The 18,439-nt window shown below is 36.9% G+C and carries 14 protein-coding genes and 2 tRNA genes; 7 read left to right on the plus strand and 9 right to left on the minus strand.

Annotation, left to right across the window (positions count from 1 at the left end):
- Window positions 1-2: 2 nt before the first annotated feature.
- Together CA2015_RS23795 and CA2015_RS23800 are read left to right on the plus strand one after the other, a co-directional pair.
- The gene (locus CA2015_RS23795) at window positions 3-1,178 is read left to right on the plus strand and encodes a 6-bladed beta-propeller (RefSeq protein ID WP_048644155.1); all 1,176 of its coding nucleotides are present in this window, start codon (window positions 3-5) and stop codon (window positions 1,176-1,178) included.
- Between the two features lie 205 nt (window positions 1,179-1,383).
- On the plus strand, window positions 1,384-2,229 hold the full coding sequence (locus tag CA2015_RS23800) for an alpha/beta hydrolase (protein ID WP_048644156.1): 846 nt from the start codon (window positions 1,384-1,386) through the stop codon (window positions 2,227-2,229).
- Between the two features lie 677 nt (window positions 2,230-2,906).
- Here CA2015_RS23800 and CA2015_RS23805 read toward each other — a convergent pair.
- Window positions 2,907-3,632: a VIT1/CCC1 transporter family protein gene (locus CA2015_RS23805; protein ID WP_048644157.1), complete on the minus strand. Its 726-nt coding sequence runs from the start codon at window positions 3,630-3,632 to the stop codon at window positions 2,907-2,909.
- A 533-nt stretch (window positions 3,633-4,165) separates the two neighbouring features.
- Between CA2015_RS23805 and CA2015_RS23810 the strand changes: the two genes are divergently transcribed.
- A tRNA-Asp gene (locus CA2015_RS23810) sits at window positions 4,166-4,239 on the plus strand.
- Window positions 4,240-4,733: 494 nt separating this feature from the next.
- A tRNA-Asp gene (locus tag CA2015_RS23820) sits at window positions 4,734-4,807 on the plus strand.
- Window positions 4,808-4,985: 178 nt separating this feature from the next.
- Here the strand turns inward: CA2015_RS23820 and CA2015_RS23825 are convergent.
- The 4 genes from CA2015_RS23825 to CA2015_RS23840 form a co-directional block, all read right to left on the minus strand.
- On the minus strand, window positions 4,986-6,230 hold the full coding sequence (locus CA2015_RS23825) for a dipeptidase (RefSeq protein ID WP_048644159.1): 1,245 nt from the start codon (window positions 6,228-6,230) through the stop codon (window positions 4,986-4,988).
- 135 nt (window positions 6,231-6,365) lie between these two features.
- On the minus strand, window positions 6,366-7,733 hold the full coding sequence (locus tag CA2015_RS23830; protein WP_048644737.1) for a hypothetical protein: 1,368 nt from the start codon (window positions 7,731-7,733) through the stop codon (window positions 6,366-6,368).
- A 174-nt stretch (window positions 7,734-7,907) separates the two neighbouring features.
- A complete protein-coding gene (locus tag CA2015_RS23835) occupies window positions 7,908-8,165 on the minus strand; it encodes a hypervirulence associated TUDOR domain-containing protein (RefSeq protein WP_240477884.1) in 258 nt (85 codons plus the stop codon).
- A 299-nt stretch (window positions 8,166-8,464) separates the two neighbouring features.
- Window positions 8,465-10,594 carry a catalase gene (locus CA2015_RS23840; protein ID WP_048644160.1) on the minus strand — a complete coding sequence of 710 codons (2,130 nt, stop codon included), beginning with the start codon at window positions 10,592-10,594 and terminating at the stop codon, window positions 8,465-8,467.
- Window positions 10,595-11,210: 616 nt separating this feature from the next.
- Here CA2015_RS23840 and CA2015_RS23845 point away from each other — a divergent pair.
- Window positions 11,211-12,221, plus strand: coding sequence for a DNA topoisomerase IB (locus tag CA2015_RS23845; protein ID WP_048644161.1), 1,011 nt, complete (start codon window positions 11,211-11,213; stop codon window positions 12,219-12,221).
- Between the two features lie 71 nt (window positions 12,222-12,292).
- Here CA2015_RS23845 and CA2015_RS23850 read toward each other — a convergent pair whose 3' ends face one another.
- Window positions 12,293-13,168, minus strand: a complete 876-nt coding sequence (locus CA2015_RS23850; protein WP_048644162.1) for a DUF808 domain-containing protein — start codon at window positions 13,166-13,168, stop codon at window positions 12,293-12,295.
- A 226-nt stretch (window positions 13,169-13,394) separates the two neighbouring features.
- On the opposite strand from CA2015_RS23850, the gene CA2015_RS24715 reads away from it, so the two are divergent.
- Window positions 13,395-13,556, plus strand: a complete 162-nt coding sequence (locus CA2015_RS24715) for a DUF1328 domain-containing protein (protein WP_048644163.1) — start codon at window positions 13,395-13,397, stop codon at window positions 13,554-13,556.
- A gap of 501 nt (window positions 13,557-14,057) precedes the next feature.
- The gene (locus CA2015_RS23860; RefSeq protein WP_048644164.1) at window positions 14,058-14,579 is read left to right on the plus strand and encodes a DUF421 domain-containing protein; all 522 of its coding nucleotides are present in this window, start codon (window positions 14,058-14,060) and stop codon (window positions 14,577-14,579) included.
- A 12-nt stretch (window positions 14,580-14,591) separates the two neighbouring features.
- Here CA2015_RS23860 and CA2015_RS24950 read toward each other — a convergent pair whose 3' ends face one another.
- From CA2015_RS24950 to CA2015_RS23870, 3 genes are all read right to left on the minus strand, one after another.
- Window positions 14,592-14,735 (minus strand): hypothetical protein, encoded by a 144-nt coding sequence (locus tag CA2015_RS24950; RefSeq protein WP_157470585.1) that lies wholly within the window; start codon window positions 14,733-14,735, stop codon window positions 14,592-14,594.
- Window positions 14,736-14,910: 175 nt separating this feature from the next.
- Window positions 14,911-15,363, minus strand: coding sequence for a ferritin-like domain-containing protein (locus CA2015_RS23865; RefSeq protein WP_048644165.1), 453 nt, complete (start codon window positions 15,361-15,363; stop codon window positions 14,911-14,913).
- 504 nt (window positions 15,364-15,867) lie between these two features.
- Window positions 15,868-18,402: an ATP-binding protein gene (locus CA2015_RS23870; RefSeq protein ID WP_048644166.1), complete on the minus strand. Its 2,535-nt coding sequence runs from the start codon at window positions 18,400-18,402 to the stop codon at window positions 15,868-15,870.
- Window positions 18,403-18,439 lie beyond the last annotated feature (37 nt).

Raw genomic sequence — 18,439 nt, forward strand, 5'->3', positions numbered from 1 at the left:
AAATGGGAAAAATCAGATTTTACAGTGTTATCATTGGTTTACTAGGAATGCTTCTGGTACAATGCCAAACAAAAGAAAAAGAAGGGGAAACTAAAAGCACCCCTACTTTTTTAATTGACAACTCTTCCCTCCTGGCATTCGAAGACATTGTCTCTGAAGTTGAATTTATCCCATTGATGGCGCCAAAGGACACCTTGATAAACCTTTCTTGCAATGTAAGCGAATTGGTGGTTAATGATAAGATTTTCTATGCCAGCAGGTGCTATAAAGACCTTTCTATTCATACATTTGATCTGGAAGGCAACCACCTTCAGAGCTGGAATAAAAAGGGAGAAGGCCCAGGTGAATATCCGTCATTACACGGCTTGATTGTTGATAACAATGAACTATACATAAGCACAGGAAGAGGATCAATATTAAAATATGGCTTACCTGCATTTGAATTTAAGGAAGAAATTCAATTAGGAGATTATAATTTCGTTCCTACGGTGTCGTTTATTTCAGCATATAACTGGTTGATTTCTTCTGAACCTCCAGGCAACGAGCGGCAAGAAATTTTTCATGTAGTAAATACAGAATCCGGGAAGGTGAATTCCCTCCCTATTTTATCCCTGCCCTATAGTGGCGAATTAAACCCTGGAATGTTTGCTAACATGGAAGAGGGTAAACTGTTAAGTTTTGGCCTTTCAGATACCATATACAGTTATCAGCATGATGCTATCAAACCTTTCGTCATCTTAAATTTTGGAGACAAAAGTATCAGCCCGGATGATTTTGAATTAGAAGGAGAAGCCTTTGTAGAAAAAACATTACTTTCTCAAAATTATGCCTTTAATACAGGGCAAATTGATTACAGTGAAGGTATAATTAAATTTATGGCTTATGGTATTGAAAAAAACCCTCTTTTCGACCAAGCAGACCTTTCTACCTTTCCTTTTTATGATGTGTTTATCTCCCGAAATACCGGAGAACTCAAAATGACAAAGGCGCTATTAAATATTAGAAACAACAGTTGTTCAGCGGAAGGTTATTTTTACCAAGCCATGCAACAAACAGATTGGCAAAGGGCTTTAGACTTAGGCTATTTTGGCAAATATGAAGAAAAACTCCTACAAAGTATTGAGAAATTATCTGATGAGGAAGATCCTATAATTCTGAAATTTAAAGTTGCTTTTTAGCGGATATCTGTTCAAATTATAAGTTAAACCCGAAATATGCAATAGACATTCTATTACATAATCCGGGTTAAAGAAATAAGCATTGATTCTTCGTGTAGGAAGATCAATTCATGTGTTTCAATTTAAAGCATTCATTCAATTTCAAAAGAATTGGACATCATTTTACACTATTCAGTAATTAAGCCCATTATAAACCATCAGTTAAATGAAAAGCAGAATTCACACCCTTTTAGGTCTTGTAATTTTATCCACCTTGCTATTGAATCCCTCTTCTAGTAAAGCTCAAAACCATGTAGTGGAGACCTATAAAATAGTTGGTAACGATTCTTTAAAAATGGACATTTACCTTTCAGACGAACAAAAGAAAGACAAACCTGCAATGGTGTTTTTCTTTGGCGGTGGATGGGTTTCTGGTAGTTGGGAACAATTCCGACCACATGCCCTTCACTTTTCTAAAAAAGGTTTTGTAACCATATTGGTAGACTATAGGGTTGCTTCACGACAAAAGACCAGTCCTTTTGATGCGATTGAGGATGCAAAATCCGCTATGAAATACGTTAAAAAGAATGCTGAACGGCTTGGCTTGGATAGTGCCAAGGTCATTGCTTCCGGAGGTTCTGCTGGTGGACACTTGGCCGCTGCTACTGCAACTGTTCCAGGCTTTGAGGGTCAGGATAACGGAATAATTAGCACCAAGCCTGTTGCCTTACTTTTATTTAACCCTGTAATAGACAATGGGCCAGCCGGATATGGGTATGACCGAGTAGCTGAAAGGTACAAAGATGTCTCCCCTCTCCATAACTTGAATACGGGTGTTCCACCGACACTTTTCTTTCTAGGAACCAAAGATCAATTGATTCCGGTAGAAACTGCGAGGTACTATAAAACGGCCATGGAAAAACTAGGAAGCTATTGCGAATTAATCTTATATGAAGGACAACCCCATGGCTTTTTTAATTATAAAAACCGTGAGATTTACGAACAAACAATAATTGAAACTGAGGCATTTTTAAAGAAAATAGGTCTACTTCCCAATTCGGAAACTGAATGAACCTATCAGTAGCAGGTATAGCAATATTGTATTTTTGTTATTTTATTGAATAACAGACTAAAGCCAATCCTTACAATTATAATTGTAAGGATTGGCTTATTAATTTATTCTGCTTTGTTGAGCCTGAATTCAACAAGTATTATTCAATTTTGCAGCCTTTTTTTTCAAACTTTCCTACCCTGTTCCTTTCCCAAACTCTCCGAGTTCAGATTTAAGCCTAACTCCTAGCACTTACAATGTGACAAGCTCAAACTTTTGGATAGCATCGGCTAGGACTGATAACAAATACCTAGAAAATATATTACCATGCATTAGCTTGCTAAAAAAAATAGAAGCGAAAACATAGCGGAATAAAATACAATTCAAGATTGTTATTATCCTGTACCAAAATCCTTTTTTAAGCTTAAAAAGTGTAATTAAAACACTTTATTATGGATTTTGAAGAAAATTTCATAAAATATTATTTGGTAAAAATAGAAAATATAGAATTATTAATTTTTTTTTAACTTAATCGAAAGATAAGCTAAAATGATGCTTGCGCTTCCATTTGTTTTTATTAAGTTTAAAAAATCATAACAATTTAAATACTTACTCAGTAAGGCATTGCGCCAAAAATATAGCTGTAGTCGGTTAAAATAAACCCACCTAGAAGCCTTTGTAACCCAAAGGCTTTTTTTTTATTTTAGCAGTAATGCTTCTAAAATATCTCCTACAAAATAGGCAACCATTGCTGCTATGACCCCTAGTGCAAGTGTCTCGATTACACTTTGCCAAATGCCTGTTTGATTTACCCAGCTTTTCAAAGCACCCACAAAGATAAATGCAACTCCGGTAAGCAAGCAAGTCCATAAAAACACGTCAAAGTTCGCTTCATAAAAGTAATCCCACATGTAAACTGTAAGTGGAATAAATCCAACAGCAATAAAGGAAATAAGCGTAGCAAGGCCTATTTTGAAAGGACTCTTGACTTCTTCAATCATATTTAGTTCGTCCTTCATCATTTCATTTACCCACCTGTCTCTATCAGAAACAATGACATTCACCACTTCTTGCAAAAGCTCTCCTTTAAATCCTTTCTCCCTATAAATGGCAACAATTTCTTCCCGTTCTTTCTTAGGAATATTATCTACCTCCCAATATTCAATGTTTTTGTGTTTCTGATAATTCTCCTTCTCTGATTTGGAAGAAAGGTAGGCACCAATGGACATGGACAATCCATCTGCAAATAAATTAGCAAAGCCCAAAATAATGATCACCATAGGATCTAAATTAGCACCTACTGCCCCTGCAACAACCGCAAAGGTTGTAACAGCTCCATCTATACCGCCATATACAAATTCTCTTAAGTATTCCTGAAGGTTTTTAAAAAAAGGTAATTCCTGATGTAATTCTGACTCTTCCAAATCTTTTCTATTTAAAATCTACAACTGAATAAATGTTTAACCCGAAATATGCAATAGACATTCTATTACATAATCCGGGTTTAATGACCCTGCAAAGTACAGTTTTCACGATGCCTTTTGAATTTACAAAAAATCAATTAGCCTGGAAAATAAAAAGAAGTCGGGCCATATTATATTTCTAAAAGTTACTATTGATTCCACCACCAAGTACAAGACCTGTTATAAATCGCTCCTTACTTAAGCCAATTGATTTCCATAAATTTAAGCCAGAACTAACAGATCAGAGTTAAAAAGAATGGAATTCATCAATCAATTTGACTTCAGGAGAAATTAGAAATTGATAATAAATGGCTTCATTTTTAAAAAAAACCAATGAATTACCAGATTGAAAAATAATAATTGAAATTAATCTCCTTGAATATGAAAGTGATAAAGCAAATCAACTCTTTTTTTTTGCCCTACTATTGTAAAAAAACAAACATTCTTCTACCTTTGTATCACTTCAAACGAGGAGTAATAAACAAACAAAAAAAGGAGTGGTAGTTCAGCTGGTTAGAATGCCTGCCTGTCACGCAGGAGGTCGCGGGTTCGAGTCCCGTCCATTCCGCTTATAGCCTTGGAATTCCAAGGCTTTTTTTTGCCTTCATAGTAAACAATTGTTCTTCTATATTTGAATTAATTCAATATAGAAGAAATGAACAACCAAAAAAGAGTGGTAGTTCAGCTGGTTAGAATGTCCCGATGTTTCGGGAAGGCCGCTGGTTCGAAACTTAAGATAGAAAAAAAAGGAGTGGTAGTTCAGCTGGTTAGAATGTCCCGATGTTTCGGGAAGGCCGCTGGTTCGAAACTTAAGATAGAAATAAAAAGGAGTGGTAGTTCAGCTGGTTAGAATGTCCCGATGTTTCGGGAAGGCCGCTGGTTCGAAACTTAAGATAGAAAAAAAAGGAGTGGTAGTTCAGCTGGTTAGAATGTCCCGATGTTTCGGGAAGGCCGCTGGTTCGAAACTTAAGATAGAAATAAAAAGGAGTGGTAGTTCAGCTGGTTAGAATGTCCCGATGTTTCGGGAAGGCCGCTGGTTCGAAACTTAAGATAGAAAAAAAAGGAGTGGTAGTTCAGCTGGTTAGAATGCCTGCCTGTCACGCAGGAGGTCGCGGGTTCGAGTCCCGTCCATTCCGCAAAACCAACCCAAATTAGCTAATCATTTAGCTTTTATGGGTTGGTGTTTTACTTTAGGGGTCATGAGATTAGACTTCAAAAAATCCACAAGAAACACCTAAATCACTTCCTTCACCAGAGCAATAATCCTCGGAATGCATTTGATAGGCCTAGGGCCCATCAAATGATATACTCATTTTAGCTCCCCGTCACTTCTTCAATTACACGTAGCCAGTTCAAACCAAGAATTTTTTTAATTCGTTTGTCACTATACCCCAATCTTTGCATTGCCATTGTAATCTGAGGATAATCGCTAATGTCTTTAATTTCTCGTGGCAATTCAGGTCCTCCATCCAAATCACAACCTAAGGCCATATGATCCTCACCAACTAAATTTACCCCATAATCGATCACTTTGGCTAGCTGATCCACATGCATCCAATATTCGTCAGGAATGGTGCCATTGAAGACCAGAGGAACTTCTTTTCTCACTGCATCATCAACCTCTTCAATTGTATTCATGGAGGTTGATTCCTTCACTGACTCGGGTGTAGTTTCTTTAGGGGCTGTTTGCCAAGCCCAGTATTTAGGATTGTTAAATAGACTGCCAAAGTGAATACCTATCACCCCTCCTTTTGCTGCCACGGCCTTTGCTGCCTCATCTGTAATACATCTTGGATGTGCCACAATACTGTAAAAGCCCCCATGACTGTAGGTTATTGGGTGTTTACTTGCCTCCGCTGTTTGTAATATGGCGTCATTGGATGCATGGGCAATGTTAATAACCATCCCAAGGTTATTCATTTCAGCGATAATTTCTCTCCCCAAATCATTTATCCCACCCCAACGACTTACATCATTGCAAGTATCTATAAAGGCATTTGTGGTATTGTGTGCAGTAAGCTGAATGGACCTTAAACCTAAGCGATAAAGTGCCCTAAGTAAATTAATATCTCCATCTAAGTCAAAGCCTCCTTCTAAGTCAAGAAAAGCAGCCATTTTACCTTTCATATTGATTCGTTTAATGTCTTTAGCATTAAGCGCCAATTCAATGACTGAGTTATTCTTTTTTATCTGATCTAAAGCAAGATTTATAACACGAAACGTGTTCTTTACCTCAAACCTTCCAGGGTAATAATGCTCAGGAGTATAAACCGTGAAAAACATGGCATCTAAGCCGCCTTCTTTTGCCCTTGGTAAATCAACGGTTCCGTCGGAATATCTTTGACCAATGTCAGTATTCATCAGCAACTCACGGGTCATTACATGTACATGTCCATCCATCACAAATGCTTCACGATGCAACTTCGGCATTATTGTATCCTGAGGCATCACTGGAAGTTTTTTACTTCCATTAGCTCCTGCCAATAAAGAATGAAGTGGCAATACACTTCCTGCTATTGGTAATAAGGTTAAGCCCTTAATAAGATTTCGGCGTTTCATTTATATATGCTTTTATTATTTTTTAATTTATTTATGCGAATAATTAAAATGGATTTTTGGTAGACAGGCAAAGCTATTGCCTCAATAAAAAACCCATTTAAATATTATGGTTCCTTGAATGCGCTTAGCGCGGACCTATTGATCAAACCCCCGAATATAAGGACGAGCAGGTGGTCGCTCTCCAGTATTGAATTGAGGGCCACGGGTAGTTCGATAAGTCATGTTCATATACGGCGTTTCGACACGACGACCGACAGCAGAATAGCGACCATTCTCCCAGTTGGATTCTACATAGTGGTTTGTTATCCCCGTTGACAGAAGTAAACGTTCTGCATTGAACGGTTCCTTTTTGGTCACCATCATCTCTGTGATCCAATGTGGCTGGGCATTGGAGGCATGATACTGGTCAAATGGACCAGCCCAACCTAGCATAGAGACGATCGTAGGTTCATTCTGCCCTTCAATTTCTCCAGCAAAGGTCCAACCTACACCTTTTCCAGAAATCACTGCTCCTTTGGTTCCATCATTGTATTCTACGATACAAACATTAGCTCGATTGTTCTCTTGAAAGTGTCCTGGATTAAGGTCAAAATCTTCGGCCACAGCCTCAAGTAACTTACTGGCCCAAGAATTGCGCTCGACCCATTCCCATGTTTCTTTCCCTCGAATGGATTGTACTGACTTAACACCTGTTTCGCCTCCCTTTCGGCGCTCTACAAAAGCTTGAAGCACATCTATACAATGGAAAATGCCACCCTCATCGGAAGCACCTCCAACTACGATCGAATGTTTTAAAGGCGTGTCTATATCAAGTTCTTTTTCTGGTTTACGGTAGTAAACTGGTATAGAGGACCCTCCATTTAAAGGGAAGTTTAGCTCTCGGGATTTGTCAAACATCCACTTTGCTTCATCCCAATCGTAAGAGAGGTGCTTGTCATTAAAAACCGGAACAGCACGCTTACTCTGTTCAAAAACCTTTACAACCTGTTGGTAAATCCTCCAGCGAGGTAAAAGCCAGCGTCCTTTAAGGTCTTTGGGATAATCGCCGTGTTCGGCGACAATTACAACGCCATCCACTGCCAGTTCTTCACCTCCTAGTGTTACTGCTTCACCAACAGTCTTAAACACCGGAATACCTTTCGATTTGGCTACTTTCTGACCCAAAACGCTTGTCTCGTACTGATCCAAATAAATGGCTACAACCTCAACCCTGGAGGGCATATACTCCCCTTTCCACCAATAACCATCTAATAGTTTGGTCACAATCCAGTCTGCATGGGATCTAGTCGCACCCCAATAACTAGCTAATACTGCTATACGAGGCTTGTTTGCTGTAGTTTTTGCGAAAACATTGGTGGGCATACCCGACAAGGCTGTAATTCCTGCAACACCAGTTATCCCAAGCATTTCGCGTCGGGAAAGCAGGGGATTAGAGTTTAAAATTTTTGTAATAGAAAGTGAATCTGTTGCTCTATCAGCAATGTCGAATTGTTTCTTTGACATAATGTTTAAGATTTCAGTAATTAAGGTTGAAGTGGTTTCCTTATCATTTACTATAAATCTAAACAATTAATTTTATATTGGTTTTATTTGTCAATCTCTTCAGATAAAGATCCTCTTTCTTTAAGCTTCGATTCTCCTTTACGATTTGGTCCCAACATCCAATATTTGAAGGGTTTAAGGTTTCTTTTTTAGTGTTTTGCCTATATTGGCTGCGATGTAATTTGTCTTGCTGCTTTTTATTTCATACTGAGGTTCTTCCTCGATGGCATGATGTGTATACCCCTTGTAATCAAAATCAGCAGTATGCACCTTAATGATTGTTCCTGACACATGCCCAACTTCTGAGTTCCAGGTAACTTCGTCTCCTACTTTGAACCCGAAATATGCAATAGACAATCTATTACGTGCTGAAATCGCTTCAAAATCAGCCACTTCGTTGCTGTTTTCAATTTCACCATAGCGGTGCTATGCTAAAATCTCCAAACAACCTGATTGTCTTGCGATTGCAACACTTCCCGTAAACACGGGACAGGCTTCACCCCTGACTATTGTCAGGACGGAGAAATCCTATTACATAATCCGGGTTGAACCTATGCTTCATTTTTAAATTAATTCAACCATACAATCCTTTAGGAAGGACAAAATTTCCTAATAAGCCTTAACAATTTTAATTCAATTGCAAACCCTTTTTAGGAAACTTTGCCATTATAACAACCTAAATTTCAAATAAACTAAACAGGAATTCCTTCCGTTTTTTCCATTCGGTCCCAATTTCTATGCTGAGCAATCGCTTTAATAAAAGCTTCAGGTTCAGCATTAATCAATATTGCTTTATCTTCCTTAAAATCCTTCACATATGTTTCGTCCAGAAGATGTTCCCCTTCATTGTCCGCAGCAATGGCTTTGCAATGTTTTAAAGCTTCATTAATAAACTTTTTGAACTTGGCATTTTTCAACAATGAAGCTACAGACGACTGTCCTCCGGGTATGTACAGTGCATCATACAAAACACTTTCAGTGGTGTTGATGCTTGCATCTACAGGATGATCCATATCAGAATCACACTTAATAGTACCACCATGTGGAGCAACTATACTCAGTGTAGCATTTTCAGCTTCCAATGCCGTTTTCATTGCTTTAAAATCCTTCATATTGAACCCATCTCCAGCCAACAAAGCTACTTTGCGTGTTGCTATGCTGTCAAATTTGGTATTTGATTGGCTTAATGCAGCGGATTTATCAAGGTAATTCTTTTTAGGACCAGGTTGGTAATCCGCCACGTTTGCATCTGCACCTATGGCTTGATTAATGGGTTGATCTATTTTTTCAGGAACACTTAATCCTAAATTACCTGCCACTTCCTCTGCCAATCCATTATCAATTTGTGCAATCATCCATAGCATCCTTTCTTGAATGTGTTTGTGGTTACATTTCCCTAATTCAAAGGAATAGGCATTGGCCACATGCTTTTTTTCCCAATCTGCTAAACTTCTGTAAAAGAGAGCTGGCTGAGAAAAGAAATCATTAAAACTTTCACTTCTCCCTCTTATTTTTTTTCCATCAATTCTTTCCTCATAAGAAGAAAAAGCTCCTTCTGCTATTTTAGAAAGATGAGGGCATCCTCCTCCAAGTGTATTAGGAAAGTAAGCAGTTTGGCCTTTAGGTATTTCGGTCTGCATGTGTCCATCGCGTTGGTTATGGTGCGACTTGGCTAAAGGCTGATTGATGGGTATTTGATGGAAATTTGGGCTTCCTAATCTGGAAAGCTGTGTATCACGATAAGAAAACAATCGTCCCTGAAGTAAAGGGTCATTGGTAAAATCAATTCCAGGCACAATATTTCCAGGCAAGAATGCCACCTGTTCTGTTTCTGCGAAAAAATTCTCCGGGTTCCTATTCAAAGTCATCTTGCCGATAATCTTTACAGGAACCATCTCTTCGGGAATCAATTTGGTAGCATCTAATAGGTCGAAGTCATATTTATGTTCGTCTGCCTCTGGTACGATTTGAACCCCAAGCTCCCATTCTGGAAATTGGCCGGATTCGATTGCGTCCCAAAGGTCTCTTCTGTGAAAATCAGAATCTGCTCCACTTATCTTTGTTGCCTCATCCCAGGTAACCGAGTGCACTCCTAATAATGGTTTCCAGTGAAATTTCACGAAATGTGCTTCTCCTTTTTCATTGACAAGACGGTAAGTATGAATTCCAAACCCTTCCATCATCCTTAGACTTCTAGGAATGGCCCTATCACTCATTACCCAAATCTGATTGTGTAAGGTTTCCGGCGTAAGCGATATGAAGTCATAAAAAGTATCATGGGCCGAAGCCGCTTGAGGTATCTCTTTGTTGGGCTCTGGCTTCACTGCGTGAATAAGATCAGGAAATTTCATGGCGTCCTGAATAAAGAAGATCGGCATGTTATTGCCCACCAAATCCCAGGTTCCCTCTTCTGTATAAAATTTCACGGCAAAACCACGAACATCTCTTGCAAGATCAGTTGACCCTTTAGAACCGGCAACAGTTGAAAACCTTACAAAAACAGGCGTTTTTCTATTTGGATCTGTAAATATTCCTGCTTTGGAATATTGGCTAATGCTGTCATACAACTCAAAATACCCATGCGCCCCACTCCCTCTGGCATGGACAATTCGTTCTGGAATCCTTTCGTGGTCAAAACTGGTAATCTTTTCTCTAATGATAAAATCCTCCAAAAGTGTCGACCCTCTGACGCCGGCTTTTAGTGAGTTATTGGTATCATTAACCTTTACACCTTGCCTGGTAGTAAGCGCTTGGTCTTTAGGGTCTTTTGTAAACTTTTCTAGTTGGTCTTCTTTTGCTGTTTTATGTTCCTTATTTTTCATGATAAGATTTTTAAAGGGTTAAAGAAATCAAATCTAATAGGACAATAAGAAAAAATATAGCTCAAAAGATTTATATATTACCTCAATCAAATTACAAGATTGGTTTTAAATAATATAAGCCTTTAATTATTCTTAAAAACACAGCATTTAAACTTTAAAAGCTTACTATTAATTTTGGATTTCATAGTGTTTAACAAAGTCAATTGCACCAGATTTATTTAATTTAAAATTTATATTTTACTCTCCTTTCTATTTTACTGAAAAGAAATAACAAAGGTTTGGTGAGTTAATAATGAGTTTTTTCTATAAACATAATTTTGAATAGCAAGTTTCTATTTAAGAATACAAAAAAATTCTAATTGGTCAATTAAACCCGAAATATGCAATAGACAATCTATTACGTGCTGAAATCGCTTCAAAATCAGCCACTTCGTTGCTGTTTTCAATTTCACCATAGCGGTGCTATGCTAAAATTGAAAACAGCCTGATTTTCTTGCGATTGCAACACTTCCCGTAAACACGGGACAGGCTTCACCCCTGACTATTGTCAGGACGGAGGAATTCTATTACATAATCCGGGTTAAAAACAGTCCCAAAAGGCGAAATTATAAGTACAATGGATACAATCAGAGAAATAGATGATTCAGCGCTCTGCATTTTTAGAAAGAAATGGGCTCGGGGATTCAGATTCATTGATGAAAATGGGAAAGTTATTAAGGATAAAAAGAAATTAAAACGGCTAAAAAACCTTGTAATCCCTCCCATGTGGGAAGAAGTAAGGATTTGTCGCTTTGAGGATGGGCACATACAAGCTACTGGAAGAGACAAAAAAGGCAGAAAGCAATACATCTACCATTCTATCTATGAACAAAAATGCCAAGAAGAGAAATTCAATAAAATGTCCAGTTTCGCAATGGCATTACCTGGAATCCGTAAAAAGGCCTATAAAGCTTTAAAAGCAAAGGAATGGAATAAAACAAAAGTACTTGGACTGATGGTATTGATCCTGGATGAATATGGAATCCGAATTGGAAATAAATACTATCAATCCAGTAATGAAACCATTGGGTTGACGACCTTGCGAAGAAAGCACATGAAAATCGAAGGTGATGGGCTTGTATTTCATTATACTGGAAAAAGTAAAATTGAACGTAAAGTGTTGATAGACGATGCTGAACTAATTAAATTAATAAAGGAATCAGCAGAGCTTCCTGGGTATGAAATATTTCGTTACCAGGATGAATCCGGAAATTTCCAAGCTGTAGACAGTGATGAAGTAAATCAGTTTATTAATGAAAATATGGGCGAAGAGTATTCTAGTAAATACTTTCGTACTTGGGCAGCCTGCAGGTTAGCTGTAGAATATTACCCTAAAGCATGGAAAGAACTTAAAAAATCAAAGCGCAAGAAATTTAGCAATATCCTTATAAAAATGGTGGCTTCAGAATTGGGCAACACTCCTACGGTTTGTAAAAACTATTACGTACACCCGGCTATTTTTAATGAAATTGATCAACAAACCCTGCCTAATCCTAATCCATTCAAACCAACAAAGAGTCTCTATAACTTATCTAATAGCGAAAAACTCGCCCTAAAAATTATTGAAAAAGCCTCCTCCGAAAAGTGATTTTGGTAAATATTACTCTTCTAAAATTATAAAATCTTATTAAGCCAAAACCATGAACAAACCGTATTATATCATTTAAAAAAACGATTCCATAACCACTTTAATAAAACCACAAAAGGGAGAATTACTGCTCCTACAATCAATCCTATAATAAACTCCTGAAGTATAGAGGGTAGCGCAGGTATCAAATGGTGAAAGAAATCAATATTGTGTACAAAAATACCTCCGGCTACCAAAAGCAAGGCAATGGTACCTATCACTGACAAACTTTTTATTACAAGAGGTAATGCTTTCACCAATAGCTTTCCGAAAAAATCAGAAAGGCTTTTCTCCTCCTCATTGTAAGAGATCAATTTGTAACCGAAGTCATCCATCCTAATTATTACTGCTACAATTCCATAAACACCTGCAGTAGCTAATACTGCAATAAAAGAAACCACCAAAATCTGAACCCAAATTACTTCTTGAATCACTGTCCCTAAAGCAATAATTACAATCTCCACCGATAAAATAAAGTCCGTAAAAATGGCAGATTTTATTTTATCATTTTCTGAGGCTAAAATTTCTTCTTCAGTTAATTTTTGACTCAATAGTTCAGGTTTATGGTGCTTATGTCCAGCGAGGAATTCATATACTTTCTCAGCTCCTTCGTAGGCCAAATAAAGACCGCCCAATAGCAATACAATGGTAATTACCTTAGGTAAGAATGCACTTAGCAAAAATGCAGCCGGCAAAATGATTAATTTATTAACAAAAGAACCTTTTGTAATGGCCCATAATACTGGAATTTCACGAGATGCGATAAAACCTGATGATTTCTCAGCATTTACGGCTAGGTCATCTCCTAATATACCCGCCGTTTTTTTAGCTGCTACTTTACTCATTGTAGCCACATCATCCATAAGCATAGCTATGTCATCCAATAATGCAAAAAAACCTGAAGCCATGTAGTATTTGTTTAAAATGATTTAATTAATGTAAAATGTATTTTATTAATCCTCACTATCTTCCTTAAACCTAAGGACTAAAGGAAATAAATAATATTATTTCCAACCACCAATTTTATACCTCGGTTCCAATTTACTTGAATAAGACAAACAATTAATTTTTTGAGTTCATTCAAAAATTAAGAACTAGGTATCTTGTACCAGATTTAAAACAAACAATTTTGATATGCTTAAATGGACAATCATATTCTTTCTATCAGCAATTCTTGCAGCAATGTATGGTTTTGGAGGTTTAGCCGAAGGTGCAGAAGATGTGGCGAAAGTAATGTGTTTTATCTTTACTGGTATGGTTTTTGGATCACTATTTTCAAATTTTAAAAGAATTTGAAGCGATTTGGAAAACTATTAGGCCTAAGAGAATCAACAGGGCAATAAATTGAAAAGATAAAACTTAACTTTCCTGCTATCACTGCCTTATAACCAATTTATGTAATGGCATACTTTTCTTTTTCAATAAGTTCAGCCCAAATCGTATATTTTGCATTGAAACTAATGGGAAGTAATCTCAATTAGTCTAAAGTTTTAAAAATCCAATTGAGCCTATTTCTTAGGCGTGGTAAAATTGGAGTATACGGTCCTACTAAGGTCCTGGTGTATTTTGGTTTCATGCAGATTGGAGGTATCAATACCTCAAAAAGCCAATGGCGGTGCATTCCCTATTCAGTAAGTTAGCCCCCATATGTAGTGCTTTTAAAGTTATTTTTAGAAAGAGTCAAAAGCACTAAGCAATAAGATTTTAAATGCTTATTTGATATTATTACGATACCAGACACCAACCTTAAAGTAGGACTTGGGTTATATAAATTATAATATTCTAACCAAACAAAAAATGGAAAGCTTGTTTACAACCACCTGGACCTCAATTGCCTTAATGGCAATAACTGCTTTAGGAATCTATATTTCTGTTATTTTACTTACTAGGATTAGCGGTAAGCGAAGCTTTTCAAAAATGTCGAGTTTTGATTTTGCAATGACAGTAGCTGTGGGCTCCATTATAGCCACAACCATCCTTTCTTCAACAGTTAATTTAACTGAAGGGGTATTCGGTTTAGTGATTGTCTATTTTTTACAAATTTCAATAGCCCTGGCTAGAAGAAATAAGTTTATAGAAAACATTGTAGACAACACGCCGCTATTGTTAATGGATGGTGAAAAAATATTGGACTACAATTTAAGAAAAGCGAGGGTCTCTGAAAGTGATCTTCGCTCAAAACTTCGTGAAGCAAACGTAACACAATTGTCTCAAGTAAGGGTGGTTATTTTCGAAACTACGGGTGATATCTCAGTTCTTCATTCTCAGGAGGATCAACCAATTGATTTATGGCTAATGAAAGATGTGGATAGGGTCTAAGTTTTATTCGCCTCATTGATCAAGTAAGAAAAAACTAATTTCCCCCAACTTGAAATAGCCCAATACTTCAGTACCTACGGTAAACCAAAAATAAACCATCGCATAATCAAAACTCCCTATTGCTAAATCTACTTTCTCACCGTTGTAATCAACCATGACAATTGGTCACTATTATATAAAGCGAGCTAACTTGAACAAATGGCCTTGGAGTTTCACTACTTTGATCTGCTTTAGATTTTCGAGCTCAATAGTCGGAGTATAACATAAAAAAACAGACATACCCTTAGTTCTGAATGTGCCTGTTTTTTTATGTTCCCGTATATTTCCCAAATTATTCCACTATATCTTTCAGTGATTTTATTTGCTCCAGATCCGTTCTGATTTTAATGGCATGATTCTGAATTATTTGATCTAACATTATTGGTAAATGTTGGACTTCCAATAATTCTTCATACTCTTCTAAAGCAGCCTTATCCCCTCGGATAGCCTCCTCAAGCATTTCAGCATCATTGTTTCCTGCTATAAATGATTTTGCATCCATCCATGCACGATGAATGGAACCAGTAAAACTACCTTCTGTATTCATTTCATCAAAATTGGCTGCCAATTCTCTTTTCAATCTTAAATTAAAATCCCTGCGTTCATTTGACCTTTTTAGGAAAAAGCTTCTTAGTTCAGGGTTTTTTGTATTTGCGGCAGCCGTTGCATATCCTTTCTCCGCATCCTTATTTTTTTCTAAAATCTCAGAAAGTTGAATGTTCAGTTTATTATTTTCCCTATCCATCTTGTTTTGTTTTTGAAATTAATAAAGGCTTAAATTTAAACGTAAAAACCCTTAACTATTAACTTCAAAAAATACTTTATTGACTTATAAGAAAATACTTTATAGTTAATTTAAAATAAAAACCATAACATAACTAAACAACAAACTTGAACCCGGATTATGTAATAGGATTTCTCCGTCCTGACAATAGTCAGGGGTGAAGCCTGTCCCGTGTTTACGGGAAGTGTTGCAATCGCAAGACAATCAGGCTGTTTGGATATTATAGCATAGTACTGCTATGGTGAAATTGAAAACAGCAACGAATTGGCTGATTTTGAAGGGATTTCAGCACGTAATACAGATTGTCTATTGCATATTTCGGGTTGAACCAACACAGCTCATTTAAAACCAATCAAGATATTTTTAATTATAAGGGTTTAGAGAACTGGAAAGAAAGATAGAAGGAAATGTTTGCTATTAAAGCAGTTAAAAAAATACAATCTGATTTTGAAAGTGCGCAAATGGTTAGGAATGTTTTTCTGGCAGGATAACAGTAAAGGTAGTTCCTATCCCTTCCTCACTTTTAGTTGTAACCATGCCCTTATGATTACTGATAATCTTTTTCACAATAGCCAAGCCAATGCCTGTGCCCTCATATTCGTGTTTACCGTGTAACCTTTGAAAAACTTCAAATATTTTTCCTTCCGTACCTTTGGGTAAGCCAATGCCATTATCTTCGACCTGAATGGCAAAGTATTTTTTATTCTGATTTAAATTTAATTTGGACAATTGATTTGAGACAACTTCCGACGCCCTAATGCTAATTTCAGGAGCCACATTTTTCCTTGAGAATTTAATGGCATTATTTAATAGGTTTGAAAAAACTTGACGCATCTGAAATAAAATGGCTTCAATTTCAGGAAGCTTTTCAACAGTTACCTTAGCATTAGATTGCTCAATTATACTATTGGATTCTTCAAGGACTTGTGCTAAAACATCATTTAAATCAATGGATTCATATTTAGTAATATCATCATTAGAACGAGAAAAGGTTAGCAAATCATCAATAAGGATCCGCATTCTACTGGCAGCAAATGAAATTTTATCAAAATGATTTTTCCCTTTATCAGTAAGCCTCTCCACCTCATTTTCCATGATTACAGAAGAATACATTTGTATTTTCCGCAATGGTTCCTGAAGATCATGACTCGACACATAAGCAAACGATTGTAGCTCTTCATTTGCAATTTCAAGTTTAGCAACAGAATCCTGCAATTTGTCATTTGACTCAAGCAGGAGTTTTGTTCTTAAATCTACCTGACTTTCCAATTCCTTTGTGAAGTTTTCAAGCCTTTTTCTGGACAAGACTTGATCTGTAACATCAGTAGCTGTAACAATCACTCCTGAAATAGTACCATCAATTTCAGACAAGGGTAGGTAATGGTAATCCAAAAAGAATTCTTTCTCTATACCACCTGAGTTAATGACAGCTTTAGAGGCATTGCTTTTCACCCCATTTCCTGTACTCAACACATATTGAAGCTCATCCAAATACTTCTGATTTGTTAATTCTGGAAAAACTTCCACCAATCGCTTTCCTTCGACCTCCTCCCACTCTCTATTCCACAGATGGCTTAGCATCCGATTATTCGCCATTTCAATTTTCAATTCTTTCCCCCTTAAAATGGCCATGGCAATTGGGGAATGCTGCATGTGTTTTCTAAACTGACTTTCATTTTCAGCCAATGCATTTTTTGCTTCAACAAAATCAGTAACCTCATTGGTTACTAACATTACTTCGACAACTTCTCCAGCAAAAAATGTAATCGGCTGAATAATAAAATTGAAATAAGTGTTTTCAATTTCTCCATCTCTTTTTATAGATACCTGAAATTCAGTACCACGGGTAGGTTTTTGTTTATTGAAAACCTCTTCAAACAAATGAGAGACAGTGCCTCTAACTTCGGGCATTGCTTCAAAAAGTTTTTTACCTACAAAATTATTGGCATCCCTATCTACAAATTTTAACATTGCATTGTTTGCCATTATATTAACCAAATCCCGCCCTTTAAAAATGGCTATTCCCACAGGTGCTTTGAAAACAATATCTCTAAAATGCTGCTCTTGTTTTTTTATTTGGGCATTGGCGAGCTTTAACTTTTTTTCATAGCGAACTTGCTCAGACACATCCTGCAAAGTACCATTAAAGTGAACCGGCTCCTGAGCATTATTAAATCGGACTCTCCCTTTTGCACGAACAATTCTAACTTTATTAGTCATATCATTCCTTATGGAAAAAGTATCTGAAAATTTACCATTATTTAGACCTATCAAGGCTTTTTTTATGGAACCTAAAACCCTATCGATATCCTCTGGAACAATTGCCTTTAGGGCATTTTCCAATTTAACGGCCTTACCCTTTGGAATCCCCAGCCACTCCATTAATCGGTCATTCCCTTTAAATGTATCCAATAATGGATTAAAATCCCAGGCGCCTAATTCCGCAGCATCAATAGCAAAGGCAAGTTGACTTTCACTCTCTTGGAGCTGTTTTAAATTATTCACAGCATCGGTTGTTTCTATGCATGTAATTAAAATCCCCTCCGTCTCTTCATTATCTCCTATAAGCACACTATAACTAAAAGTCCAATAAACATCTTCCATCTTTCCATTTCTGAAAATGGAAACAAGCTGATTTTCATGCCAAGTTGGATCACCTGTGTGCCAGACGTTCTTGATTTCTTTTAACAAAGTATGCACCAATTCAGGGAAGGCCTCTTCAAATCGCTGACCTAAGATAATTGGATGTTTTCCATCCTTTCCCAAACTAGGGCGATAAGCATCATTGTAAAAACAATAATGCTCTTCACCCCAAAGAATAAAATTAGGAAATGCTGTTTTCAGCATACTGCTTACAGCCAATTTTAATGACAAGGGCCAATTTTCGGGAATTCCTAAAGGATGATCCTTCCAGTCTTTATTGCCTATCATCCACCCCATCTCTCCGCCATTATGCAGAAATTTAGGGATTGATTCAATATCTCTGTTGTTTACATTCATAAAAGCCAGGCACTAATTATTTCGCATTATCTTTCAA

Origin of the sequence: Cyclobacterium amurskyense, from assembly GCF_001050135.1 — a bacterium.
GTDB classification, from domain to species: Bacteria; Bacteroidota; Bacteroidia; order Cytophagales; family Cyclobacteriaceae; genus Cyclobacterium; species Cyclobacterium amurskyense.